The sequence below is a fragment of the Achromobacter sp. D10 genome, from assembly GCF_035282245.1.
Taxonomy (GTDB): Bacteria; Pseudomonadota; Gammaproteobacteria; order Burkholderiales; family Burkholderiaceae_B; genus Achromobacter; species Achromobacter insolitus.
On the sequence record NZ_JAYJLE010000015.1, the window covers coordinates 135,111 to 157,218 of the forward strand.

The 22,108-nt window shown below is 65.3% G+C and carries 25 protein-coding genes; 19 read left to right on the plus strand and 6 right to left on the minus strand.

The features are described from left to right. The first annotated feature begins 9 nt into the window (after positions 1-9). The gene (locus VCS63_RS27295; RefSeq protein ID WP_042794886.1) at positions 10-423 is read left to right on the plus strand and encodes a VOC family protein; all 414 of its coding nucleotides are present in this window, start codon (positions 10-12) and stop codon (positions 421-423) included. A 16-nt stretch (positions 424-439) separates the two neighbouring features. Here the strand turns inward: VCS63_RS27295 and VCS63_RS27300 are convergent, their stop codons facing one another. After that, on the minus strand, positions 440-1,846 hold the full coding sequence (locus VCS63_RS27300; RefSeq protein ID WP_323881584.1) for an amino acid permease: 1,407 nt from the start codon (positions 1,844-1,846) through the stop codon (positions 440-442). Between the two features lie 83 nt (positions 1,847-1,929). After that, positions 1,930-3,180 (minus strand): kynureninase, encoded by a 1,251-nt coding sequence (gene kynU, locus VCS63_RS27305; protein ID WP_323881586.1) that lies wholly within the window; start codon positions 3,178-3,180, stop codon positions 1,930-1,932. Between the two features lie 138 nt (positions 3,181-3,318). Here kynU and VCS63_RS27310 point away from each other — a divergent pair, with 138 nt between their 5' ends. Beyond that, positions 3,319-3,792 carry an Lrp/AsnC family transcriptional regulator gene (locus VCS63_RS27310; protein ID WP_042797301.1) on the plus strand — a complete coding sequence of 158 codons (474 nt, stop codon included), beginning with the start codon at positions 3,319-3,321 and terminating at the stop codon, positions 3,790-3,792. A gap of 12 nt (positions 3,793-3,804) precedes the next feature. Here the strand turns inward: VCS63_RS27310 and trhA are convergent, their stop codons facing one another. Both trhA and VCS63_RS27320 read right to left on the minus strand, forming a co-directional pair. Next, complete coding sequence (gene trhA, locus VCS63_RS27315; protein WP_042794888.1) at positions 3,805-4,434, minus strand: PAQR family membrane homeostasis protein TrhA; 630 nt, start codon at positions 4,432-4,434, stop codon at positions 3,805-3,807. 85 nt (positions 4,435-4,519) lie between these two features. Next, complete coding sequence (locus tag VCS63_RS27320; RefSeq protein WP_175200251.1) at positions 4,520-5,605, minus strand: P1 family peptidase; 1,086 nt, start codon at positions 5,603-5,605, stop codon at positions 4,520-4,522. Between the two features lie 194 nt (positions 5,606-5,799). Between VCS63_RS27320 and VCS63_RS27325 the strand changes: the two genes are divergently transcribed. From VCS63_RS27325 to VCS63_RS27335, 3 genes are all read left to right on the plus strand, one after another. After that, positions 5,800-6,582 (plus strand): amino acid ABC transporter substrate-binding protein, encoded by a 783-nt coding sequence (locus tag VCS63_RS27325; protein ID WP_076815199.1) that lies wholly within the window; start codon positions 5,800-5,802, stop codon positions 6,580-6,582. 84 nt (positions 6,583-6,666) lie between these two features. Beyond that, positions 6,667-7,347 (plus strand): ABC transporter permease subunit, encoded by a 681-nt coding sequence (locus VCS63_RS27330; RefSeq protein WP_042797302.1) that lies wholly within the window; start codon positions 6,667-6,669, stop codon positions 7,345-7,347. Beyond that, a complete protein-coding gene (locus VCS63_RS27335; protein WP_042794891.1) occupies positions 7,344-8,099 on the plus strand; it encodes an amino acid ABC transporter ATP-binding protein in 756 nt (251 codons plus the stop codon). Before VCS63_RS27330 ends, VCS63_RS27335 begins: the two co-directional genes overlap by 4 nt. Before the next feature lie 52 nt (positions 8,100-8,151). Here the strand turns inward: VCS63_RS27335 and VCS63_RS27340 are convergent, their stop codons facing one another. Further along, positions 8,152-8,829, minus strand: a complete 678-nt coding sequence (locus tag VCS63_RS27340) for a M23 family metallopeptidase (protein WP_042794892.1) — start codon at positions 8,827-8,829, stop codon at positions 8,152-8,154. A gap of 221 nt (positions 8,830-9,050) precedes the next feature. On the opposite strand from VCS63_RS27340, the gene VCS63_RS27345 reads away from it, so the two are divergent. The 11 genes from VCS63_RS27345 (at position 9,051) to VCS63_RS27395 (ending at position 18,229) form a co-directional block, all read left to right on the plus strand. Beyond that, complete coding sequence (locus tag VCS63_RS27345) at positions 9,051-9,476, plus strand: DUF2946 family protein (RefSeq protein WP_323881589.1); 426 nt, start codon at positions 9,051-9,053, stop codon at positions 9,474-9,476. 62 nt (positions 9,477-9,538) lie between these two features. After that, complete coding sequence (locus VCS63_RS27350) at positions 9,539-10,162, plus strand: SCO family protein (RefSeq protein WP_323881591.1); 624 nt, start codon at positions 9,539-9,541, stop codon at positions 10,160-10,162. A gap of 26 nt (positions 10,163-10,188) precedes the next feature. Further along, on the plus strand, positions 10,189-10,689 hold the full coding sequence (locus VCS63_RS27355; protein ID WP_063643475.1) for a copper chaperone PCu(A)C: 501 nt from the start codon (positions 10,189-10,191) through the stop codon (positions 10,687-10,689). Between the two features lie 251 nt (positions 10,690-10,940). Beyond that, entirely contained in the window at positions 10,941-11,300 is a 360-nt protein-coding gene (locus VCS63_RS27360; RefSeq protein WP_063643476.1) for a DUF4148 domain-containing protein, read from the plus strand. Between the two features lie 234 nt (positions 11,301-11,534). Beyond that, positions 11,535-12,737, plus strand: coding sequence for a HAMP domain-containing histidine kinase (locus VCS63_RS27365; RefSeq protein ID WP_042794893.1), 1,203 nt, complete (start codon positions 11,535-11,537; stop codon positions 12,735-12,737). A 5-nt stretch (positions 12,738-12,742) separates the two neighbouring features. Further along, the gene (locus VCS63_RS27370) at positions 12,743-13,294 is read left to right on the plus strand and encodes a response regulator transcription factor (RefSeq protein ID WP_042794894.1); all 552 of its coding nucleotides are present in this window, start codon (positions 12,743-12,745) and stop codon (positions 13,292-13,294) included. Positions 13,295-13,552: 258 nt separating this feature from the next. Next, positions 13,553-14,461: a ubiquinol oxidase subunit II gene (gene cyoA, locus VCS63_RS27375; protein ID WP_042794895.1), complete on the plus strand. Its 909-nt coding sequence runs from the start codon at positions 13,553-13,555 to the stop codon at positions 14,459-14,461. Between the two features lie 2 nt (positions 14,462-14,463). Next, positions 14,464-16,440: a cytochrome o ubiquinol oxidase subunit I gene (gene cyoB, locus VCS63_RS27380; RefSeq protein WP_042794896.1), complete on the plus strand. Its 1,977-nt coding sequence runs from the start codon at positions 14,464-14,466 to the stop codon at positions 16,438-16,440. A 3-nt stretch (positions 16,441-16,443) separates the two neighbouring features. Then, a complete protein-coding gene (cyoC, locus tag VCS63_RS27385; RefSeq protein WP_042794897.1) occupies positions 16,444-17,058 on the plus strand; it encodes a cytochrome o ubiquinol oxidase subunit III in 615 nt (204 codons plus the stop codon). Continuing rightward, on the plus strand, positions 17,058-17,408 hold the full coding sequence (gene cyoD, locus VCS63_RS27390) for a cytochrome o ubiquinol oxidase subunit IV (protein WP_042794898.1): 351 nt from the start codon (positions 17,058-17,060) through the stop codon (positions 17,406-17,408). The genes cyoC and cyoD overlap by 1 nt, the downstream gene beginning before the upstream one ends. Before the next feature lie 188 nt (positions 17,409-17,596). After that, the gene (locus VCS63_RS27395; RefSeq protein ID WP_063643477.1) at positions 17,597-18,229 is read left to right on the plus strand and encodes a nitrogen fixation protein NifQ; all 633 of its coding nucleotides are present in this window, start codon (positions 17,597-17,599) and stop codon (positions 18,227-18,229) included. A gap of 9 nt (positions 18,230-18,238) precedes the next feature. Here the strand turns inward: VCS63_RS27395 and VCS63_RS27400 are convergent, their stop codons facing one another. Then, entirely contained in the window at positions 18,239-20,323 is a 2,085-nt protein-coding gene (locus tag VCS63_RS27400) for a TonB-dependent receptor (protein WP_063962493.1), read from the minus strand. A gap of 78 nt (positions 20,324-20,401) precedes the next feature. Between VCS63_RS27400 and VCS63_RS27405 the strand changes: the two genes are divergently transcribed. The 3 genes from VCS63_RS27405 (at position 20,402) to VCS63_RS27415 (ending at position 21,875) form a co-directional block, all read left to right on the plus strand. Beyond that, the gene (locus VCS63_RS27405) at positions 20,402-20,617 is read left to right on the plus strand and encodes a SlyX family protein (protein WP_059377677.1); all 216 of its coding nucleotides are present in this window, start codon (positions 20,402-20,404) and stop codon (positions 20,615-20,617) included. Positions 20,618-20,900: 283 nt separating this feature from the next. Further along, positions 20,901-21,257 carry a DUF4148 domain-containing protein gene (locus VCS63_RS27410; RefSeq protein ID WP_042794901.1) on the plus strand — a complete coding sequence of 119 codons (357 nt, stop codon included), beginning with the start codon at positions 20,901-20,903 and terminating at the stop codon, positions 21,255-21,257. A gap of 237 nt (positions 21,258-21,494) precedes the next feature. Continuing rightward, the gene (locus VCS63_RS27415; protein ID WP_082884790.1) at positions 21,495-21,875 is read left to right on the plus strand and encodes a hypothetical protein; all 381 of its coding nucleotides are present in this window, start codon (positions 21,495-21,497) and stop codon (positions 21,873-21,875) included. Positions 21,876-22,108 lie beyond the last annotated feature (233 nt).

Sequence of the window (22,108 nt, forward strand, 5' to 3'; positions counted from 1 at the left end):
GAGCGCATCATGTCAGACACCAATTTCGTCATTTTCTACGTCGAAAAGCCCGCAGCAAGCGCCGCCTTCTACAGCGCGCTGCTGCAGCGCCCGCCTCTCGAAAGCTCCCCCACCTTCGCGCTTTTCAGGCTGGATTCCGGCCTGATGCTGGGTCTGTGGTCGCGTTACACCGTGGAACCGGCCGCCGCCGGCCGCGGCGGCGCGACCGAGCTGGCCTTCACCGTCCCCGATGCCCAGGCACTGGACCGCCGCCACCTGGACTGGAGCCTGCGCGGCCTGCCCATCCTGCAGGCACCCACCGACATGGATTTCGGCCGCACCTTCGTGGCGCTGGACCCCGACGGCCACCGGCTGCGCGTGTTTGCGCCGGCGCCGCAGGAACAGTCCATCGAGCAGTCCGCGCCGGCCGTGGCCAGCGCTTGATCGCAGTCCGCCGGAATCAGGAGCGCTGACTGCGCGGGGTCAGCGCCACGGTTTCCCCACGCCGGCGAAACAGCAACTGGTACAGCGCAGCCAGCACCAGCAGGAACGGCACGCCGAACACCAGCGTCATCTTGAAGACGCTGGTGAAATAGGTCGTGGCCAGAATAGCCAGCATCGCGCCCGCGCCCAATAGCGTCAGCACCGGAAACCCCGGCATGCGGAATGACAAGTGCCCGCCGCCTTCGCGCGCCCAGCGGCGACGGAAGCAATAGTGGGTCACGAAGATCATCATCCACGTAAACAGCGCGCCAAACATCGAAATCGCCATCATCAGCGTGAACGAGGTTTCGGGATAAAGCACGTTCAGCACCGCGGCGATGGCGATGCCGCTGGTCGACAGCAGCAGCGCATTCAAGGGCGTGCCATTGCGGCTCAGCCGGCCAAGCGCGGACGGCGCATGGCCTGCGCGTGACAGGCTGAACATCATGCGCGTAGTGATGTAGAGCTGGCTGTTCATGGCCGACAGCGCCGCCACCAGCACAATGAAGTTGATAACACCGGCCGCGCCGGGAATCTCCAGCGCCTGCATCACTTTGACGAAGGGGCTGCCGCCCTTGCCCGCCTCGTCCCAGGGCACGATGGCCAGGATCAGCGCCAGCGTCAGCAGGTAGAACACCACCAGCCGCACAATGGTGGCGCGAAAGGCCTGCTTGACCGCGCGCTCTGGGTCTTCGGCCTCGCCCGCCGCCACCGCGATCATCTCCACGCTGAGATAGCTGAAGATCGAGATGACCACCGCGATCCACATGCCCCAGACGCCGTTCGGGAAGAACCCGCCGTGCGAGGTGTACAGCGCCGTGCCGTATTGCGGGTTGCCCCAGACCACGTAGGCGCCCAGGACGATGAAGGCCACGATCGCGGTGATCTTAATGGTGGAGAACCAGTATTCAACCGTACCGAATGTCTTGACGCTCATCGCGTTGATGAAGATCAGCGCCGCCGAGAACAGGCAGACCCATTGCCAGCCTGGCACGTCCGGAAACCAGAACTTCATGTATTCGGCCACGGCGGTGACCTCGGTACCCACTGCCAGCACCACGCAAGACCAGTACGCATAGCGCACCAGAAAACCCGCCAGCGGACCGACATAGTGTTCGGCATAGGCGCCGAAGGAACCCGAGGTGGAGTGCGCCACCGTCATTTCCGCCAGGCAGCCCATCAGCAATAGCGTGATCAGGCCGCCGATGGCATAGCTGATGATCACGCTGGGCCCGGCAAAGCCGATGGCGAACTTGCTGCCCAGGAACAGGCCCGTGCCAATGGCGCCCCCGATGGCGATCATGCTCATCTGTCCCGAGGTCAGCCGTCGTTTCAGGCCCTGCTCACGTTCGGCGATCTGGCCGAATCCTTTCTGTTGTTGCATTGTCTCCTCCAGGTCCTGCGCTCTCTTCTTTTATGGATATAGGGCCGTTATGGCCCGCGCAATATCGCTGTGTCGCGGCCCGCTCAGGTCACGGCGGCGCGATGCCTGAATTCCGGCTTGTCCCAGGCACGCGTGTCCAGCACGTCCTTGAGGATGTCGACGGCATCCCACACATCGGCATAGCCGAAATACAACGGCGTCAGGCCAAAGCGCAGCACCTCGGGTTCGCGGTAGTCGCCGATCACGCCGCGCGCGATCAACGCCTGCATCACTTCGAAGCCGTTGGGGTGACGGAAGCTGACGTGGCTGCCGCGGTCCGCGTGGTTGCGCGGCGTCACCAGCGTGAGCGGATGGCCCTCACAACGCTCCTCGACCAGCGCGATGAACAGGTCACCCAGCGCCAGCGACTTCTTGCGCACTTCGGCCATGTCGGCGGCATGCGCCACGTCCAATCCGCATTCCACCAGCGACAGCGACACGATGGGCTGGGTACCGCACAGGTAGCGGCGCACGCCGCCCGCCGGCTCGTAGGCCACGGCCATGTCGAACGGCCGCGAGTGGCCCCACCAGCCCGACAACGGCTGCCAGAAGTCCTTGCTGTGGCGCGGCGCCACCCAGATGAAGGCGGGCGAACCCGGGCCGCCGTTCAGGTACTTATAGGTGCAGCCCACGGCAAAGTCGGCGTCGGCGCCATTCAGGTCGACCGGCACCGCGCCCGCGGCGTGCGCCAGATCCCAGATGGCCAACGCGCCGCGCTCATGCGCGAGCGCCGTCACGGCGGCCATGTCGTGCATCTGGCCGCTGCGGTAGTTCACGTGCGACAGCAGCATGACCGCCACGGACTCGTCCAGCGCCTTGTCCAGGGGCAGGTCATCGTCGATCAGGCGCATTTCATAGCCCTGCTGCAGCAGGTCGATCATGCCCTGGATCATGTAGAGGTCAGTGGGGAAATTGTCGCGCTCGGACAGGATGACGCGGCGCTCGGGATGCTGGTGTTGCTGGATGCGCAGGGCCGCGGCCAATGCCTTGAAAATGTTCAACGAGGTCGTGTCGGTCACGACCAGCTCGCCTTCGCGCGCGCCCAGCAGGCGGCCCAGCTTGTCGCCCAGGCGGCTGGGCAAGTCGAACCAGCCAGCGGTGTTCCAGCTGCGGATCAGTCCCGTGCCCCATTCCTGGCCGATCACCGAAGCGGCGCGGGCGGCGGCGGCCTTGGGCAGCACGCCCAGCGAATTGCCGTCCATGTAGAGGACGCCCGGCGGCAGATCGAAGCGGTCCTTGAGGGTCGCCAGAGGGTCTAGGCGGTCTGCGTCCACGCAGGCTTCACGGGTGTTCATTTCCAGCTCCTTGAGGCTATATTCCGGATACATACTATCAGCGTGATCAGGCTGATAAATTGCAAATTCAGGCGCGGATTACCCTAGGTTTTCGCATTGGATTGCACATGATTAATTTTTTTGGAATTTGATTGCATCATGCAGATCGACGCGATAGACCAGCGCATTCTTTACCGGTTGCAGGAAAACGGCCACCTCAGCAACCAGGACCTGGCCGAGCAGGTGGCGCTGTCGCCCTCGGCCTGCCTGCGGCGGGTCCGCGCACTGGAAGACAGCGGCTTGATCCGCAGCTACCGCGCCGTGCTGGACGCCGAAAAGCTGGGTTTCGAACTGGAGGCCATCGTCCACGTGTCGCTGGACCAGTCACGTCCCGGCTGGCACGAGGAATTCCTGGCAGGGATCGCGCTGCATGATGAAATCACCGAGGCCAGCATCGTGACCGGCGCGTCCAACTACATTCTGATGGTGCGCACGCGCAACCTGACGGCGTTCTCGCAATTCGTCGAGGACAAGCTCAGCAAGATCCCCGGCGTGCGCGACCTCTGTTCGCATATCGTCATGCGCAAAGTGAAAAACCGCGGCGGCATGCTGCCACTGGCAAGCTGGCGCTAGGAACGGCGGCGCTCAGGCCGGGCTCAGCCGCAGGAAGCCGAATACCGTCACGAAGTGGCAGGCCGTGCCGCCCATGACGAACAGATGCCAGATGCCGTGCGCGTGGGGCCAGCGCTTGTCATTCACGTAGAAGAGCGTGCCGGCGGTGTAGACCGCCGCCCCCGCCAGCAGCCAGGCCAGCCCGGCCGCGGACAACGCGCCCGCGATCGGCGCGGCAAACATCACGCCCAGCCATCCCATCGCCAGGTACAAAGGCAATGCCGGCGCCGCGCCGCGCGCCCACCACAGTTCGCGGCTGATGCCGACCGCGGCCAGCAGCCAGATCGCCACGCCCATGGCGGCGCCCCAGCCATGTTCCACCGGCCCGTAGGCCAGCGGCGTATACGTGCCTGCGATCAACAGGTAGATGGCGCAGTGGTCAGCCTTGGCCCACGTCGCCTTGCGGCGCCCCCTTGTGCAATGGAACAGCACCGACGACGCATAGACCGCGATCATCGACGCGGCGAACACGGCGCAGGCGATGACCTGCCGCGTATCAACTTTCAGCTCCGCCGCGCGGGCAATCAGGGCGCCCGAGGCGGCCACGGCGAGGGCCAGGCCGGCCAGGTGCGTCGCGCCATTGAATCGTTCGCCCTTGTACATGCACGCCCTCCGCCCGCCGGCCACGCGCCGGCGCCCCCCATGATGGCGCCGTTGTGTGACAGTCCGAGGTCAGGACGCGAAGCCGTCAGGCGACGAAATCCACTGCGGCGGGATAGCCTTCCAGCGCGCGCGCCGACAGGATGGCGCGCTGCACCGCAATTGCCATCGCCTCCGCCGCCATGACGCCCAGCAGCATTACGTTGCCCGGCTTGCCAGAGGTGCCTGTGCCCAGCGCGAAGATGGTGTCGCCGTCCAGCATCGTGTGAATGGGATTGATGGTGCGCGCCAGCCCATCATGCGCCATGCCCGCGATCTTCTGCGCCTGCGCCTTGGTGAGCTTGGCATCCGTGGCGACCAGGCCGATGGTGGTGGCGGTGCCGGGGCGCATGGACTTGGGCAGGTCGCCCGCCAGGATGGCCGCGCGGGTATCCAGCAGCATTTTGCCGTCCGCGCTGCGGGCGCCGGCCAGGATGCGTCCGGTGGCCGGATCGACCACATCGCCCACGGCATTGACCGCGACGATGGCGCCCACCGTCACGCCCGCCACGGTCAGCGACGCGCTGCCGATGCCGCCCTTCATGGCACGCTTGGGGCCGTACAGCTTGCCCACCGTCGCGCCCGCTCCCGCGCCCACATTGCCCTCTTGCGGCGCGGCGTCCGTGGCCGACTTGCAGGCCTGATAGCCCGCGGCCGCGTCCGGCCGGATGGAGGCGTCGCCCACGCCCAGATCGAACAGAATGGCCGATGGCACGATGGGCACGTGCGCCACGCCCACGTCGAAGCCGATCTTCTTTTCCTCCAAATAGCGCATGACGCCGGAGGCCGCGTCCAGGCCAAAGGCGCTGCCGCCCGACAACACCACGGCGTGCACCTTCTCCACCATGTTCACCGGATTGAGCAGGTCGGTTTCCCGCGTGCCGGGCGCCGCGCCGCGGACGTCGACTCCGGCGGTCGCGCCGGCCTCGGCGATGATGACCGTACAGCCCGTGGGGCGGCGCGTGTCGGTGTAGTGCCCCACCCGCAACCCCGCCACCTGCGTGATGCTGCCGCTGCCCGGCATCAGCCGCGAGGCGTCCGCCGCCTGGGCGGGCATTGCGCTTGCTGCTGCCGCGCCTGCCGCAGCCATCATGAAAGCCCGCCTATTCCATTGCTGTTCCACACCGATCTCCATTGAAGTCCTGCCTGGGTGCACCCCGACGGCATCGCGCCGGAGCAGGGGTATAGCCATATGACTTGCCGCTATATTTTTACTATTCCTTATGCTTTGTGGAAAAATAGGCGCGTTGTTAGAGTGCGGCTACGCCGGAGGGCATCGCAGGCACGGATGCTCTCCCCCGAGATATCTGCCATCCGTGGAGCACCGCCATGAAACTCTTCCGTACGCTGTTCGTCGCCGGCCTCGTCCAGGTCGCCGCATTGTCCGCGGCTCATGCCCAATCCGGACTGGACCAGATCAAATCCGCCGGCGTATTCAAGATCGGCACCGAAGGCACCTACGCCCCTTTCACTTTCCATGACGCATCCGGCCAGCTTACCGGGTTTGACGTCGACATCGGCCGCGCGATCGCCGAGCGCCTGGGCGTCAAGGCGCAATTCGTCGAAGGCAAATGGGACGGCCTCATCGCCGGGCTGGACGCCAAGCGGTACGACGCGGTGATCAACCAGGTCGGCATCACCGACGCGCGGCGCGCCAAATACGATTTTTCGGATCCCTACATCTCCTCGGCCGCCGTGCTGATCGTGCGCGACGACAACACCAGCATCAAGTCCTTCGACGACCTGAAGGGCAAGAAGTCGGCCAACACGCTGACCAGCAACTTCGGCAAGCTGGCGCAAAGCCATGGCGCCGAAGTGATCGCGGTACAGGGCTTTAACGAAGCCATCGACCTGCTGACCTCGGGCCGCGTCGAAGCCACGGTGAACGACAACCTGTCGTTCCTGGACTTCAAAAAGCAAAAGCCCAACGCCCGCGTGAAAATCGCCGCCACCGACAAGACCGCCGAGTTCAGCAACTCGGGCGTGCTTATCCGCAAGGGCAATCCCGAGCTGCAGGCCGCCATCAACAAGGCGTTGGCGGACATCAAGGCGGACGGCACCTACAAGACCATCTCGGTCAAATATTTCGGCACGGACCTGTCGGCGCAATAAGCGAGCGGAGCGCACATGACGCTACCCCCCTGGCTGCAATCCGTCCTGCCTGACTGGCTGCTGGCGCAACTTGGCAACTGGGCGGTGCCTGCCTGGGTGCAGTTGATGGTGGATTCGTTCTGGCCCCTGCTGCATGCGGGGCTGATGTTCACGGTCCCCCTGACGCTGATGTCGTTCGCGCTAGGGCTGGCGCTGGCCTTCGTGGTGGCGCTGATCCGGCTGTTCGGCCCCGCCCCGCTGGTGGCGGTTGTGCGCTTCTACGTCTGGCTGATCCGCGGCACGCCGCTGCTCGTGCAGCTATTCGTGATCTTCTACGGCCTGCCCAGCGCCGGCATCGTGCTCGACCCGCTGCCCGCCGCGCTGATCGGTTTCACTCTCAATGTGGGCGCCTACAACTCGGAAGTGATACGCGGCGCCATCGAGTCCATTACCAAGGGCCAATGGGAAGCCGCCTATTCGCTCAGCATGACGCGCGCGCAGGCGCTGCGCCGTACCATCCTGCCGCAGGCGGCGCGCGTGGCGGTGCCGCCCTTGTCCAACTCCTTCATCGCGCTGGTCAAGGACACCTCGCTGGCGGCGGTGCTGACCGTGCCCGAAATCTTCCAGGCGGCGCAACGCATCGCTGCGGTCACCTATGAACCGCTGATCCTGTACACCGAGGCAGCGCTGATCTACCTGGTGTTCAGCTCCGTCCTGTCCGCCGCGCAGGTCCGCCTGGAACGGCGCTTTGGCCAGCACGCGGTCTTTAACGAGAAGAACCGATGATCCGCCTGGAAAAAATAGAGAAGGCATTCGGCGGCAACCCCGTGCTCAAGCAGGTGGACGTAAGCATCGCCGAAGGCAGCGTCACGGCCTTGATCGGGCCGTCCGGCAGCGGCAAGAGCACCTTGCTGCGCTGTGTGAACCTGCTGGAAGTACCCGATCGCGGCACGCTGGAGATCGGACCGGAAACGGTCGAATTCGAACCTGGCCGAAAGCTCTCTCGCGACCAGGTCCAGCGCGTGCGCAAGCAGACCGGCATGGTGTTCCAGAACTTCCAGCTGTTCCCGCACCAGACCGTGATCGGCAATGTCATGGAAGGCCTCTTGACCGTGCAGAAGTGGCCCCAGGACCGCGCGCGCGCCCGCGCCGAGGAACTGCTGCGCAAGGTCGGCATGCTGGAAAAGGCGGACGCCTGGCCCGCCAACCTGTCGGGCGGCCAGCAGCAGCGCGTGGCCATCGCCCGGGCGCTGGCGCCGGCGCCGCGCGTGCTGCTGTGCGACGAACCCACCTCGGCCCTGGATCCGGGCCTTGCGGCCGAAGTGGTCGACGTGCTGCGCCAGCTGGCGGCCGAAGGCATGACCATGCTGATGGCCACCCACGATCTGCGGCTGGCCGCCAGCGTCTCGCGCGAAGTGGTGTTCCTGCTGGATGGCAGCGTGGTCGAATCCGGCGATTCGCGCACCCTGTTCGGCCAGCCCGCCGATCCGCGCACGGCCGCCTTCATCTCGACGCTGACGCAGGAAACCCCACGCTAGGACGACGGCAGCCGCTGGCGCGCACCCAGGGCCGGCAACTGCCCGGGGACTCCTACTTCGGCGGCAAGGATCCCGCGGGATCGACCGCCTGGCCGTCATAGCGCAGCTCAAAGTACAGGCCGACCTGCTTGCTGTCGCTATTGCCCATCTCGGCGATCTTCTGGCCCTGGCTGACGCGCTGCCCTTCCTTGACCAGCAGCTTGCTGTTGTGGGCGTAGATGCTCAGGAAGCTGGCGTTGTGCTTGACGATGACCAGATGGCCGTAGCCGCGCAGGCCGCTGCCGGAATAGGCCACCGTGCCCTGCGCGGCGGCCACGACCGGCGTGCCCGAGGAATTGCTGATGACGATGCCGTTGGAACCCGATCCGTCGTAGCCGCGCGTGACCTTGCCCTGAGCGGGCCAGACCAGCGAGATCGCGCCCGGCGGAGCCGTGCGCCGCCGCGCGCTGGAAGTGGAGGACTTGGGCGCCGGCTTGCTGCCCGCCTTGCTGGGCGGCGGGGAGGTGCGAGCCTGTCCGGCCGGCGGCTCGACCCGCAGCAACTGCCCGACTTCGATCGAATTGGAATTCGAGAGTTTGTTCCAGCGCACCAGGTTGCTCACGCTGGTGCCCTGCTTGCGCGCAATCTGGGTCAGCGTGTCGCCCGACTGCACGCGGTAGTACCCAGGCTGGACCTTGGTGGTGCCGCAGGCGGACAGCAAGGCCAGCAACGCCACCGCCAGCACGCACATCCACAAGCGGAAGGATCGCCTGTCCTGGCGCGCGTCGGCAGACGCCGCGGCAGCGGGCAAGGCGGAAATGGGCAAGGTCGAGGCGGACGGGGAAAGCACTGAAACCTGGGGCACTGAGTGGGATGTCGGGATCTGAGTGCGTTAAAGGGTACCAAGATTTTGACGCGCCATGGGCGCTGGGGCCAGATGCTTGCGTCGGCGGCGCGGGATAGAATGCCGCCATGTCCCGCCTGACCCGCCTCCAGTCTCTCGGCAGCGCCGCGCGCGCGCGGGGCGTGCTTTGGCTGGCGCTCCTGGCCCTGGTGCTGCGCGCGCTGGTGCCCACAGGCTACATGCCCGACACCCGGGCGCTGCATGACGGCCGGCTGGAGGTCACGTTCTGCTCGGCCGCCGGCGATGTATCGGCGCTGACCCTCGCTTTGTCGCCCGAAGACAAAAGCAAGACCGCGCATGACACCGCCGATGTCGGCGCCCTATGCCCCTTCGGCCTGCTGGCGCACGTGGCGCCGGCTCCCGCCCCGGCGCTGACTCCCCTGTTGCTGGCAGCCGGCCTTCCCGCGCTGCCCGCCCCCGCCGGCAATGCCCCGGCCGCGCGAACCGCCTCGGGTCCGCCGCTAGGCTCCCGCGCACCGCCACTCGCCGCCTGACTCCGCCTGAACGCGCGGCCCTCGCCGCGCCCCTGGACGACACGTCAACCGACGAGGTTTTCATGCATTCCCCCCTTCCGCGCGCGCGCTTCGGCGCGACGCACTCCCACGCGCCCGATCCGCGGCGCCGCCTGCTGCTGTCCTCAATCGCCCTTTTGGCCCTGACGGGCTGCGGCCCCGATGCGCCCAAGCTGCACGGCATGGATCTTTCCGGCATGCCGTCCGGCGACTTCCATCTGCAGGACACCGATGGCCGTGAACGCAAGCTTGCCGACTACGTCGGCCAGCCGGTGATGCTGTTCTTCGGCTTCACGCAATGCCCGGATATCTGCCCCACGGCGCTGACCCGCGCGGTCGAGATCAAGACCCTGCTGGGCGCGGACGCCAACAAGCTGCGGGTCCTGTTCATTACGGTCGACCCCGAACGCGACACGCCGGAGATCCTGCGTGCCTACACCCAAGCCTTCGATCCGGACTTCGTGGGCCTGCGCGGCAATGCCGAGCAGACCCGCGCGGCCGCCCAATCGTTCAAGGTTTTCTATCAGAAGGTCGCCACCGGCTCGTCCTACACCATGGACCACACCGCGCTGACCTATGTCATCGACGCGAACGGCAAGCTGCGCATCGCCCTGCGCCACCAGCAGAGCGCGCAGGAATGCGTGGACGATCTGCGCACCGTGCTCTGACCCAAACTCTCAAAGAGACCTGTCTCATGAAAAAAATCGCGATCAAGTCCCTGGCGGCCGCCGCCTTTGCTTTCTGCGCCCTGGCCGGCGCCAACCATGTCGCGCTCGCCCAGGACGCCGGCCTCAAGGTCGATGACGCCTGGGTGCGCGCCACCGTGCCCAGCCAGCATGCCACGGGCGTCTTCATGCGCCTGACGTCCAACGCCGCGGGCCGCCTGGTCGGTGTGGAATCGCAAGCCGCCAAGCACGTCGAAATCCATGAAATGGCGATGCAGGACAACGTCATGAAGATGCGCCAGGTGCCAGGCATCGATCTGCCCGCGGGCCAGCCCGTTGAGCTCAAGCCCGGCGGCTACCACGTCATGCTGATCGATCTGGCCGGCCAGATCGCGGCGGGCGATCACGTCGCCCTGACGCTGATCGTCGAAGATGCCGCCAGGAACCAGCGGCGCGTGCCGGTCGATGCGGTAGCGCGTCCGCTGAACGCGGGGGCAGCCCCGGCCGCCGGCCATGGCCATGGCCATTGATGCCCGGCCCGCAACGTCCCCATGAAAGTGGCTTGACAGCTGTGCTGCACGGCTGAAACAGCTTCCTTGCAACAAGGCCGCCTGGCGTGCAACGCCGCGCCGCGCGCCGGGTCGAATTGAAAAAGGTCCGGCGCGCGCCCTTGCGGCGCCGCCGGCCAGGCTTTTCCGCATCCAGGAATCGTCCGCCGACAGCATCGTGGACGTAGGCGCGGCCGCCCTCGGCCGCAAGCTTTGATTGCCAGGAGCGTTTCATGAAGACCTACAGCAAGACCTTATTGCTATGCGCCGGCTTGGCCGCCGCGGGCGCCGTCCAGGCCCAGACCACGCAGTATTCTCGCGACCTCTACGGCGACTGGCGCGTCACCTACGCCGCCCCCGCCGCCAAGACGGCGGGCCAGGTCAGCGCCGAACTGGCCGAGGCCAAGGCCAATGGCCAATACACCTTCGGCCAGGAAGACTATCCTCCCCCCGTCGTCTCCCGCCAGAGCGAAACCCGCGCGCAGGTCGAGCAGGAGCTGCAGCAGGCGCAGGTCCAGGGCCAGATGGCGTCCGACCAGGAAGACTACCCTCCTGCCGCGATGGCGCACAGCGGCACCTCTGATATCCATTAATACAGAGGCAGGCGCGACGGCGGACCGGCACTGCCGGCCGAAATTAGGGGACATATAAGCCGGCGGCCGGCCGGCGGCGGTTGCTGATTCACCATACAATGCCAGCACATCCACCGTCCGCGTCCTTGCCGGCGCGGCGGCAGCCGGCTCCCCCCGCCGCGCCCGGATGCCAGCGTTCCGCGCAGCCGGGCGCCCGTACCCGCCGGCAGCCAGCCGGCACCTCTGTGTCTGGATATGCCCGGTAGTTCCGCCTTTTCCTTCCTGCGTACCCTCTGCAGCCTGCGCTGGCTCGCCATCGCGGGCCAAGCCGCCACCATCCTGCTGGCCAGCAGCGTGCTGGGCCTGGCCCTGCCGCTGGAGCCGCTGTGGATCGGCGTCGGCGCGCTGATCGGCTTCAACGTCTACGCAAGCCTGCGCCTGCGGCACCGCCGTGACCTGTCCCATGCCACGGCATTCGGCCATCTGTTCGTGGACATGGCGGTGCTGGCATGGATGGTGGGCTGGAGCGGCGGAATCAGCAATCCGTTCGGCATGATGTTCCTGATCCTGACCGCGCTGGCGGCCCTGGCCTTGCCGCGCAACTGGGCGCTGGCCGCGGCGGTGGCGGGCATCTCGGGCTATGCGGCGGCGGCGATCTTCGGCCAGCCGCTGCGCGGCGAGGTCGACACCCACACGCTGCTGCTATGGGGCATGGGCGCCAATTTCCTCATTTCCGTGGTGGTGGTGCTGGTGTTTTCGACCCGCCTGGCCTCGGACCTGCGCGACCGCGAACGCGAACTGGCGCGGCTGCGCGAACGCTTCACCCGCAACGAAGGCATCGTCGCCCTGGCCACTCACGCCGCGGCGATGGCGCATGAACTGAACACCCCGCTGGCGACCATGACGCTGCTGGCCGACGAGATCGCCGCCGAGGTCAAGGACGACGACCTGCGCGCCGACGTCTCCACGCTCAGCCAGCTGCTGGCCCTGTGCCGGGAACGTATCCGCAATCTGGCGGTCCCAACCGCGGTGGACCTGGTCCGGGTGGTGGGACAGTGGCGCCTGATCCGGCCGACCATCGACCTGCAGCGCTCGGGCAGCCTGCCTGGCAGCCTGCGGGTGGATCCGGCCATCGCCCACCTGCTGCAGGCCCTCTTGAACAACGCGGCCGATGCCGGCGAAGCCGCCGGCGCCCCTCGCGTGGATCTGCATCTGGAGTACGGTTATGGCGCCCTGCGCGGCGAAGTCAGGGACTACGGCCGGGGTTTCGATCCCGACCAGACCCTGTTGCCGGCGACCAGCCTGTTCAACAGCGGCAAGCCGGGAGGGCTAGGCGTGGGCCTGGCGCTATCGCACGCCACGGTGGAACAGATGGGCGGCGAAATGACCATGACCGCCGCCGAAGATGGCGGCACGCGTATTCGTTTTTACCTCCCGCTAGGGAACCCCGGGACTTGAGTGCAATGAACCCAACCGATCTTGGCCTGCTGATCGACGACGACGAGCTGTATGTGCGCACCTTGCAGCGCAGCCTGTCGCGCCGCGGCCTGGAAACCCGAACCGCCACCGGCATCGCCGAAGCACTGCGCGTGGCCGAGGAAATCCGCCCCGCCTTCGCCCTGGTGGACTTGCGCCTGGGCGAAGACTCCGGCCTGACCTTGATCCGGCCGCTGCGCGCCCTGCGCGCCGACATGCGGATCCTGCTGGTCACCGGCTACGCCAGCGTGGCCACCGCCGTCGAGGCCATCAAGCGCGGCGCGGACGACTACCTGCCCAAGCCCGCCACGGCGCCGATGATCCTGCGCACGCTGGGCCTGGTGAAGCCGGAAAACGTTACGATCGAAACCACCATGACACCGTTGCACCGCCTAGAATGGGAGCACATCCACCAGGCCCTGCACGAAACCGGCGGCAATGTTTCGGCGGCCGCCCGCCTGTTGGGCATGCACCGGCGGTCCCTGCAGCGCAAACTGGCCAAGAAACCGGGGCCGGAACGCGAAGTGCTCATCGACTGATTTGTGCAGATGCGACATATCGTCGCATATCCCGCATGTGCAGGTGCGACATATCGTCGCACCCTGGAACCCTGCAGCAGGCCCCTGCCCCCCTAGGAAAACCCTAAATCTGTTTCCCTTGGGGCGGAATCCCCCCAGGCAATGCGACCATTCGTCGCATGCTTGACCCATATCAAGCCGATAGGATGGACGTTGCTGCCTAGCAGCACTTCCGCTTGCTGCTACGCAGCATTTTCCACCTTCCATCCAAGGCTGTACGTGAAACACCCCCTCCTTGCGACCCTTACGCGCATTCTTAGCGTCGGCGCGGTCATGCTGCTTGGCGGCTGCAACATGGAAATCCTCTCCCCCAAGGGAGATATCGGCATCCAGGAAAGGACTTTGCTGTTCACGACGACCGGGCTGATGCTCATCGTCGTGATTCCAGTCATCGTCATGATCCTGGCTTTTGCCTGGAAATACCGCGCCTCCAACACCAAAGCTGACTACCAGCCCAAGTGGGCCCACTCCACGGCGATCGAAGTCGTAGTCTGGACCATCCCTTGTATCATCGTGGCCATTCTGGCCGTGATCACCTGGCGCTCGACGCATGCGCTGGATCCCTACAAGCCGCTCGTGTCCGAACACAAGCCGGTGACCATCGAGGTGGTTTCGCTGGATTGGAAGTGGCTGTTCATCTACCCCGAGTACGACATCGCCACGGTCAACGAGATCGCGTTCCCCGTCGATGTGCCGGTCAACTTCCGGATCACCTCGGCCACGGTCATGAACTCGTTCTTCATCCCCCAGCTGGGCAGCCAGATCTACTCGATGGCTGGCATGGAGACCAAGCTGCACCTGAACGCGCGCGAAGCCGGCACCTATGCGGGCATCTCGGCCAACTACAGCGGCGCCGGCTTCTCCGGCATGCGCTTCAAGGCCATCGCCATGCCGCAGGAAGGGTTCGACAACTGGATCAAGGAAGCCAAGGCCGCCCCGGCCGCGCTGACCCCCGAGGTCTATGCGGAGCTGACCAAGCGCAGCGAGCACAACCCGGTCGTCAAGTACTCCTCGGCGCCCCCCGCCATGTTTGATTTCATTCTTGGCAGCACCATGACCAAGATGGCCGGCGTGGACTCCGCCACGTGCACCCCCACGTCGAACAATCTGATCGCAGGAATTAACTAACAATGCTCGGGAAACTCACCCTCGAGGCCATTCCGTACCATGAACCCATCGTCATGGTTACGCTGGCCGCCGTGTGCCTGGGAGGCCTAGCGGTCTTCGGCGCCATCACCTACTTCCAGAAGTGGAAGTATCTCTGGACGGAGTGGCTGACCACGGTCGACCACAAGCGTATCGGCGTGATGTACATCATCGTCGCCCTGATCATGCTGCTGCGCGGCTTCGCCGACGCCATCATGATGCGTACCCAGCTGGCGGTCGCGTCCGCCGACTCGGCGGGCTTCCTGCCGCCGCACCACTACGACCAGATCTTCACCGCCCACGGCGTCATCATGATTTTCTTCATGGCGATGCCCTTCATCACCGGGCTGATGAACCTTGTCGTGCCGCTGCAGATCGGCGCTCGCGACGTGGCCTACCCGTTCTTGAACTCGCTGAGCTTCTGGCTGTTCGGCGCCGGCGTCGCGCTGATGATGATCTCGCTGTTCGTGGGCGAATTCGCCGCGACCGGCTGGCTCGCCTATCCGCCGCTCTCCGGGCTGGACTACAGTCCGAGCGTGGGGGTGGATTACTACATCTGGGCGCTCCAGATATCCGGGCTGGGCACCACGCTTAGCGGTATCAACTTCATCGTGACCATCCTGCGCATGCGCGCGCCGGGCATGAGCCTGATGAAGATGCCGATCTTCACCTGGACCTCGCTGGTCACCAACGTCCTGATCGTCGCTGCCTTCCCCGTGCTGGCCGCAACGCTCGCGCTGCTGACGATGGACCGCTACCTGGGCACGCACTTCTTCACGAACGACATGGGCGGCAACGTCATGATGTACGTGAACCTGATCTGGATCTGGGGCCACCCCGAGGTCTACATCCTGGTGCTGCCGGCGTTCGGGGTGTATTCGGAAATCGTTGCCACCTACGCCCGCAAGACCCTGTTCGGCTACAAATCCATGGTTTACGCCACGGCCGCCATCGGCGTGCTGTCGTTCCTGGTCTGGCTGCACCACTTCTTCACCATGGGCGCGGGGGCCAACGTCAATGCCTTCTTCGGCATAGCGACGATGATCATCTCGATCCCGACGGGCGCGAAGATCTTCAACTGGCTGTTCACCATCTACCGCGGCCGCCTGCGCATCACCACGCCGGTGCTGTGGACGCTGGGCTTCATGATCGTCTTCGTCATCGGCGGCATGACCGGCGTGATGCTGGCCATCCCCGGCGTGTCTTTCGTGCTGCACAACAGCCTGTTCCTGATCGCCCACTTCCACAACACCATCATCGGTGGCGTGGTGTTCGGTTGCATCGCCGGCATGACCTACTGGTTCCCCAAGGCTTTCGGCTTCAAGCTGAACGAACGCCTGGGCCGCTATTCGTTCTACTGCTGGTTCGTCGGCTTCTTCCTGGCCTTCATGCCCCTGTACATCCTGGGCTTCAAGGGCATGACCCGTCGCCTGAACCACTACGACAACCCCGAATGGCAGCCCTACCTGCTGGTCGCCCTGGCCGGCGCCGCGCTGATCATGCTGGGCATCTGGTTCCTGCTGCAGCAAGTTTTCGTGTCGGTTCGCCAGCGCAAGCAGAACCAGGACATCACCGGCGATCCCTGGGATGGCCGCACGCTGGAATGGTCGATCTCTTCGCCCGCTCCTTTCTACAACTTCGCCCACGTGCCGCACGTTGACTCGCTGGACCAGTTCTGGGAAGACAAGCAGAACGGCAAGGCTTACAAGCGCCCGGCCAAGTACGAAGACATCCACATGCCGAAGAACACCGCCGCCGGCGTATTCATCGGCGCCTTTGGCCTGGTCATGTGCTTTGCCCTGATCTGGCACATCTGGTGGCTGTCCATCGTCGGTTTCGTCGGCATGATCGGTTCGTTCATCGTCCGCGCCTATGACCGCGACGTCGACTACTGGGTCCCGGCCGCGGAAGTCGAACGCATCGAAAACGCTCACTTTGACAAAATGCAGAAGGCCGCCTGAGCCATGATTCAAGCCGTAGCCACTCACCCCCACGCGGGTCACGACGATCACGCGCATCACGACGATGGATCCAAGACCGTTTTCGGTTTCTGGGTCTATCTGATGAGCGACTTGCTGATCTTCTCGGTGCTGTTCGCCACGTTCGCGGTGTTGTTCAACGCCACCGCGGGCGGTCCGACGGGCAAGGAACTGTTCGATCTGAAGTTCGTGCTGGTCGAAACGCTGTTGCTGCTGTTCTCCAGCTTCACGTTCGGCATGGCCAACCTGAACGTGCACGCCAACAACAAGAGCCGCGCCATGGGCTGGTTGATGGTGACGTTCCTGTTCGGCGCGGGCTTCATCGCGATGGAAGTCTATGAATTCCATCACCTGATCTCGATCGGCGCCGGCCCCGGCCGCAGCGCGTACCTGTCGGCGTTCTTCACGCTGATCGGCACGCACGGCCTGCACGTCACCTTCGGCCTGATCTGGATCATCGTCCTGCTGGACATGATCCGCCGCCATGGCCTGGATTCGATCAACAAGCGTCGTCTGGCGTGCCTGAGCCTGTTCTGGCACTTCCTGGACATTGTCTGGATCTGCGTCTTCACCTTCGTCTATCTCATGGGAGCCATCTGATGTCGCACTCCGCTGCGGCCGCACACGGCCACGACGACCACGCCGCCGACCACGGCAGCCTGAAGTCCTACATCATCGGTTTCGTGCTCTCGCTGCTTCTCACCTTCGGCTCTTTCGGCCTGGTGATGAACGGCGGACTGTCCCACACCATCACCATCATCGGTGTGGTGGCGCTGTGCGTGATCCAGCTGCTGGTGCAGCTGGTGTACTTCCTGCACATGGGCGCATCGAAGTCGGCCCGCGACAACCTGGCCACGTTCCTGTTCACCGTCATGATCATCGCCATCATCGTTGGCGGTTCGGCATGGGTGCTCTACAACATGAACGTCAACATGGGTCACGCCATGTAATGACGGCCTGCCGTTGAAACAAAAAACAGGCGCCTGCGGGCGCCTGTTTTTTTTGCCCGGCGATACGCCGATCGCGCGGCCCCGGAACCATGCCAGGCAACACGGACGCAGCGCGGGTTTCGTTATATATTCAACACCATAACGATTTGGTTAACAGTTTAATCATCGGCAACCACCGCCTTCCGACCATGAACGCCGTCTCCATCGCTCCCGTAGCAACCCCGGCCGACAGGACCGACCTCGCCTCGCGGTTCTGCGGCGCGCTGCTGCGCCATGCCCCACCGGGCCATCCGGACGCAGGCTTCTTCGCCACCGTCATCGGCAAGAGCCTGGCCGGCGGCGACCTGGGCCGCTGCGGCCTGGCGCCGCGCGAACTGGAAAGCCTCGCGGCGTGCCTCTTCCCCGGCGCACTGACGGGCCACGACCCGGCGTTGGCGAGCCTGCGCGAGCAGGCCGCCATCTACCCGGCCCGCCGCGCAGATACGGCCCAGACGGAATTCATGCGCCTGATGCGCGCGCTGCTGGACACCTGGGCAGCGCCCGGCGCGGGCACGACACCCTGGGTCACCAGCGTGCTGGCGCATGCCTGTCTCCGGCCCGACCATCTGTGGCGGGACCTGGGCCTGTCGGGCCGCGAGGACGTGACCTTCCTGCTGGCGCGGCACTATCCCGGCCTGGTGGTGCGCAATGTGCGCAACCTGCGGTGGAAGCAGTTCCTGGCCTATTCCGCCTGCGAGCAGGCGGGCCTGCCGCCAACCGCCGCGCCGGGCTGCCCGGCCTGCGAAGACTATGGTTTCTGCTATTCGGACATGCCGGACTGAGGACCGTTCTCAGAACCGGTATGTCGCGCCCACGCCCGCTCCCAGGCTGCGCCCGGCAGCGGGTTCGTAGTAGCGTCCGTTGGTCTCGTTGACGATCACGGATCCGGCGTAGCGCCGGTCGAACAGGTTGTCCACACGCCCGTAGGCGTTCAGCTCCCAGGCCCCCGCCTTCAATACATACCCCGCGCTAAGTGCCGCCACGAAGTAGGCAGGCGCGTCGCCGTCGTTGGCATCGTTCACGTAGATCTTGCTGAGAAAACGCCCTTCCATCGATGCCTGCCAACCCTCCGGCGGCGCCCAGGCCAGCGAGGCATAGGCTGCCTGGCGCGCGATGCCGGGGATCTTGTTGCCGGCGCGGATGTCGCCTGGCCCGTCGTCGGCATACCGCGCATTCAACCAGGTGTAGGAGAGTTGCGCGCGCCCATGTCTGGCGAACTCGCCGGACCAGCCCAGCTCCATGCCATCGCGCCGCGTGCGGCCGGCGTTCTGGTACGTGGTCCGTCCGCCGGAGCTGCCCGCGGACACGATCTCGTCGTCGGTGCCGGTATGGAACACCGCGGCCGTCAGCAAGCCGCCCGCCAGGTTCGCCTTCACGCCCGCCTCCAGGTTGGTGCTGAGCGCCGGCGCCAGCCCGAAGTTCAGGCCGGGCTGGCCGCCGGGACGGTAAGAGATCTCGTTGAGCGTCGGCGTCTCGAATCCCCGCCCATACGACGCGTAAAAGCTCAGATCCGGATTCGGCGCATAACGGACGGCCGCGACCGGCAAGGCCTTGCGATAGCGCGCGTCGCCACTGTCGTCGACATTGCCGGCCGCAATGTAATGATCGTTGGAATCGAAGCCGACCGTGCTGTAACGCAGGCCGGCATCCAGCGTCCAGCGCTCCGTCACCTGCCACGATGCCTGCAGGTAAGGATCCGCGTTGTAGACGGTATTGGTCTCGTCGCGCCGCAGCGCGCCCTGCACGCCCAGTTGCCGGCTGGCGCCCTCACCCGTGTAGTTCTGGTAGCCCTTGCGGTCTTCGCGCATGGAGTCATAGGAAAAGCCGCCGATCAACGTCAATGGCCGGCCCGCCATCGTCTGCTCGGAGGTCCAGCGCAGATCGGCGCCGCCGTACTGACGCTTCAGGTCTATCACCCCGCCAGCCTGGGTGGGCGCCATCTGCGCGGCCGGGGGAATGGCCTGGTATTGCGTAGTGTCCCGCTGGCCGTAATAAACCATCACGCGCAAGGTATTGCGGCCGTCCACCTGGCGCTCGTAGACCGCGCCGCCCTGGGTCTGCCTGACCGTCTTGCGGGTGTCGTACTGCCGGGCCAGTGGAGCCGCGCGCGGATCGTCCTGGAACTGCTGGTAGGTCAGGCCCAGCGGATCCTGCGCCTTGAGGTCCACGCTGTTGGCCACGATGGTCAGGCGGCTGGCGTCGTCCAGTTGCAGGCCGAGCTTGGCATTGCCCAGGTTCTTGCGGGCGGCGCTGTGGTCGCGATAGCCGTCGGTGGTGAAACGGGTCAGGTCCAGCACGTAGTCCAGCGCGCCGGCTGCGCCGTTGGCGCGGGCGCCGTAACGCCAGGTGCCGTAGCTGCCGCCCCAGCCGCTGGTCGCGAGCGAGGGCGGCGCCGCGCCATCCTCGGTAAACACCTGGATCACGCCGCCCGAGGAATTGCCGTACAGCGCGGAAAATGGTCCGCGCAGCACTTCGACATGGCCGATGGACCCGATATCGATGTTCGACGTCTGCCCCTGTCCGTCCGGCATGGTGGCCGGAATGCCGTCCACGTACAGGCGCACGCCGCGCACGCCGAAAGTGGAGCGGGCGCCAAAGCCGCGGCTGGATATCTGCAGATCCTGGGCGTAGTTCTGGCGGTTCTGGATCTGCAGGCCCGGCACGCCGGCCAAGCCCTCGGACAGGTTGATGCCCGGCTGGTTCAGGCGCATGGCCGCGCCTTCCACCACGTTGACCGAGGCCGGAGTATCCAGCACCGTGGTGTCCAGGCGCGTGCCCGTCACAACGACGGCAGGCAAAAGCGGTTCCGCTTCCTGCGCCCAGGCGGTCCCAGCCGGAAACGACGCCAGCAGGCCATGCACGGCCCAATGCCCCACGCCCGTACGCCACCATTGCCGCTGCGTCAAACACGCCTCCTGTAGGGGCCGCGGCGGGAATCGGTTCTAATACCCGCCATGGATAACTTGCAAGACATCGAACGCCGCCTGCTGGAGCTGGAGGTCAAGGCCAGCTTTTCGGACGACATGCTGGAACAGCTCAACCAGATCATCGTGCGCCAGCAACAGCAGATAGACCGGCTGATGCGCGAAGTGGCCGACCTGCGCCAGCAGGCGCCCGAGGGCGGCGCCCCCTTCCGCAGCCTGCGCGACGAGATACCGCCGCACTACTGATACGGGCCGCGCCTCTTCGCCGCCCTTCCCGCCTGCGCCCAGTACTTCATGGAATCGCCGTATTCCAGGCATTCCTGCGCCTGAAAATCCGTCCCCGATTCCATCAATGGAAAATACATCCTAAGAAATTGCCTATCTTTCCACTGATGGGAATATCTTTTACCAATATACGGGTTTATCCCTAGTCCGATTCAGCGCACTATTGAGCCATCGGGAAACAGCAACGAACCAGACGGATAGGCCGCCGATTCGCTCCCAAAGCTCTTGAAATCGGAGATTTACCATGAAGACCCTCGCTACCGCTTTGATGATGTCCCTGGCCGCGCTAAGCGCCGGCGCCTACGCCGCCTCGCCCAACATCGAACCCAACAACGTTCCGTTCCAAGGTGTCTACGGCACCCCCTACGAAGGCCCGACCCGCGCCCAGGTGCAGGCTGAACTGGCCGCCGCCAAGGCTGCCGGCCAGATGGCTGAAGTGGAACCGAACAACGTGCCCTTCCAAGGTGTGTACGGCACGCCCCACACCGGCAAGACCCGCGCCGAAGTGCGCGCTGAATTGGCGGCAGCCCGCGCCGCCGGCCAGATGGCCGATGTGGAACCGAACAACGTGCCCTTCCAAGGCGTCTACCACGCCAACTGAGCGCACGCGGATTTACCCCTCCCCTTGTTGTACCTTGGCCGCCAGTCTCTGGCGGCTTTTTTTCGCCTATGCGGAAAGCGCCAGCCGCGCTTCTTGTGACCGGACGCTTCGGGCCCAGGTGTGGCCTCCAGGCAAAAACCGCTGGTTTCAGCGCGCCGCGCAGAGCATTGTTCCATCCGTTCGCGTACTATCGCCCCAAGATCAGGCATAACACTACGACTCAACAGGGAGCCCATCTTGAAACACACCCGCGTTCTCGCCTCTTTGCTCGTGGCTTGTGGCATGGCCGCGCCTGCGATCGCCGCGCCTCCGGTGATGCTGAACAATGCCATCATCACGCAAATCCCCAAGGGCGATCAGCCCTCGTTCCACGAAGCCGTGGCGCAGTCCCTGAACACGTCGGCCGACGGCCAGCGCACCCAGTGGAGCAGCACGCACCAGCCCAGGAAGGCTCCGCCCATCACCGTCCAGCTGACGCCTACGCAGACCAGCAAGGTCAAGGACGACCGCGTCTGCCGTTTCCTGGTTGGCGATTTCGCTCGCGGCGCCACCACCGAAAAATGGCAGTTCTGGTTCTGCAAGCAGCCTGACGGCACCTGGAAGGCCAGCCGCAACTAAGCTCAACTCCGCACTGGACTTCAGCGCAAAAAAGCCGCGCCATCCGGAGATGGCGCGGCTTTTTGTCTTTTTGCCCTGGTGTGGCCCGGCGGCAAATGCGCGCCGGGGCTGGATCAGGCCGAGGCTTCGACCCGGTTGGCGTCCAGCACCGTCATCGCAGTCATGTTGATGATGCGGCGCACGGTGGAGCTGGAGGTCAGAATGTGCACCGGCGCATTCGCGCCCAGCAGGAA

Excerpts from the sequence above, each read along its gene's own strand:
- VCS63_RS27295 (WP_042794886.1), top strand. The coding sequence starts at position 10 with ATGTCAGACACCAATTTCGTCATTTTCTACGTCGAAAAGCCCGCAGCA.
- VCS63_RS27300 (WP_323881584.1), bottom strand. The coding sequence starts at position 1,846 with ATGCAACAACAGAAAGGATTCGGCCAGATCGCCGAACGTGAGCAGGGC.
- kynU (WP_323881586.1), bottom strand. The coding sequence starts at position 3,180 with ATGAACACCCGTGAAGCCTGCGTGGACGCAGACCGCCTAGACCCTCTG.
- VCS63_RS27310 (WP_042797301.1), top strand. The coding sequence starts at position 3,319 with ATGCAGATCGACGCGATAGACCAGCGCATTCTTTACCGGTTGCAGGAA.
- trhA (WP_042794888.1), bottom strand. The coding sequence starts at position 4,434 with ATGTACAAGGGCGAACGATTCAATGGCGCGACGCACCTGGCCGGCCTG.
- VCS63_RS27320 (WP_175200251.1), bottom strand. The coding sequence starts at position 5,605 with ATGGAGATCGGTGTGGAACAGCAATGGAATAGGCGGGCTTTCATGATG.
- VCS63_RS27325 (WP_076815199.1), top strand. The coding sequence starts at position 5,800 with ATGAAACTCTTCCGTACGCTGTTCGTCGCCGGCCTCGTCCAGGTCGCC.
- VCS63_RS27335 (WP_042794891.1), top strand. The coding sequence starts at position 7,344 with ATGATCCGCCTGGAAAAAATAGAGAAGGCATTCGGCGGCAACCCCGTG.
- VCS63_RS27340 (WP_042794892.1), bottom strand. The coding sequence starts at position 8,829 with ATGTGCGTGCTGGCGGTGGCGTTGCTGGCCTTGCTGTCCGCCTGCGGC.
- VCS63_RS27345 (WP_323881589.1), top strand. The coding sequence starts at position 9,051 with ATGTCCCGCCTGACCCGCCTCCAGTCTCTCGGCAGCGCCGCGCGCGCG.
- VCS63_RS27350 (WP_323881591.1), top strand. The coding sequence starts at position 9,539 with ATGCATTCCCCCCTTCCGCGCGCGCGCTTCGGCGCGACGCACTCCCAC.
- VCS63_RS27355 (WP_063643475.1), top strand. The coding sequence starts at position 10,189 with ATGAAAAAAATCGCGATCAAGTCCCTGGCGGCCGCCGCCTTTGCTTTC.
- VCS63_RS27360 (WP_063643476.1), top strand. The coding sequence starts at position 10,941 with ATGAAGACCTACAGCAAGACCTTATTGCTATGCGCCGGCTTGGCCGCC.
- VCS63_RS27365 (WP_042794893.1), top strand. The coding sequence starts at position 11,535 with ATGCCCGGTAGTTCCGCCTTTTCCTTCCTGCGTACCCTCTGCAGCCTG.
- VCS63_RS27370 (WP_042794894.1), top strand. The coding sequence starts at position 12,743 with ATGAACCCAACCGATCTTGGCCTGCTGATCGACGACGACGAGCTGTAT.
- cyoB (WP_042794896.1), top strand. The coding sequence starts at position 14,464 with ATGCTCGGGAAACTCACCCTCGAGGCCATTCCGTACCATGAACCCATC.
- cyoC (WP_042794897.1), top strand. The coding sequence starts at position 16,444 with ATGATTCAAGCCGTAGCCACTCACCCCCACGCGGGTCACGACGATCAC.
- cyoD (WP_042794898.1), top strand. The coding sequence starts at position 17,058 with ATGTCGCACTCCGCTGCGGCCGCACACGGCCACGACGACCACGCCGCC.
- VCS63_RS27395 (WP_063643477.1), top strand. The coding sequence starts at position 17,597 with ATGAACGCCGTCTCCATCGCTCCCGTAGCAACCCCGGCCGACAGGACC.
- VCS63_RS27405 (WP_059377677.1), top strand. The coding sequence starts at position 20,402 with ATGGATAACTTGCAAGACATCGAACGCCGCCTGCTGGAGCTGGAGGTC.
- VCS63_RS27410 (WP_042794901.1), top strand. The coding sequence starts at position 20,901 with ATGAAGACCCTCGCTACCGCTTTGATGATGTCCCTGGCCGCGCTAAGC.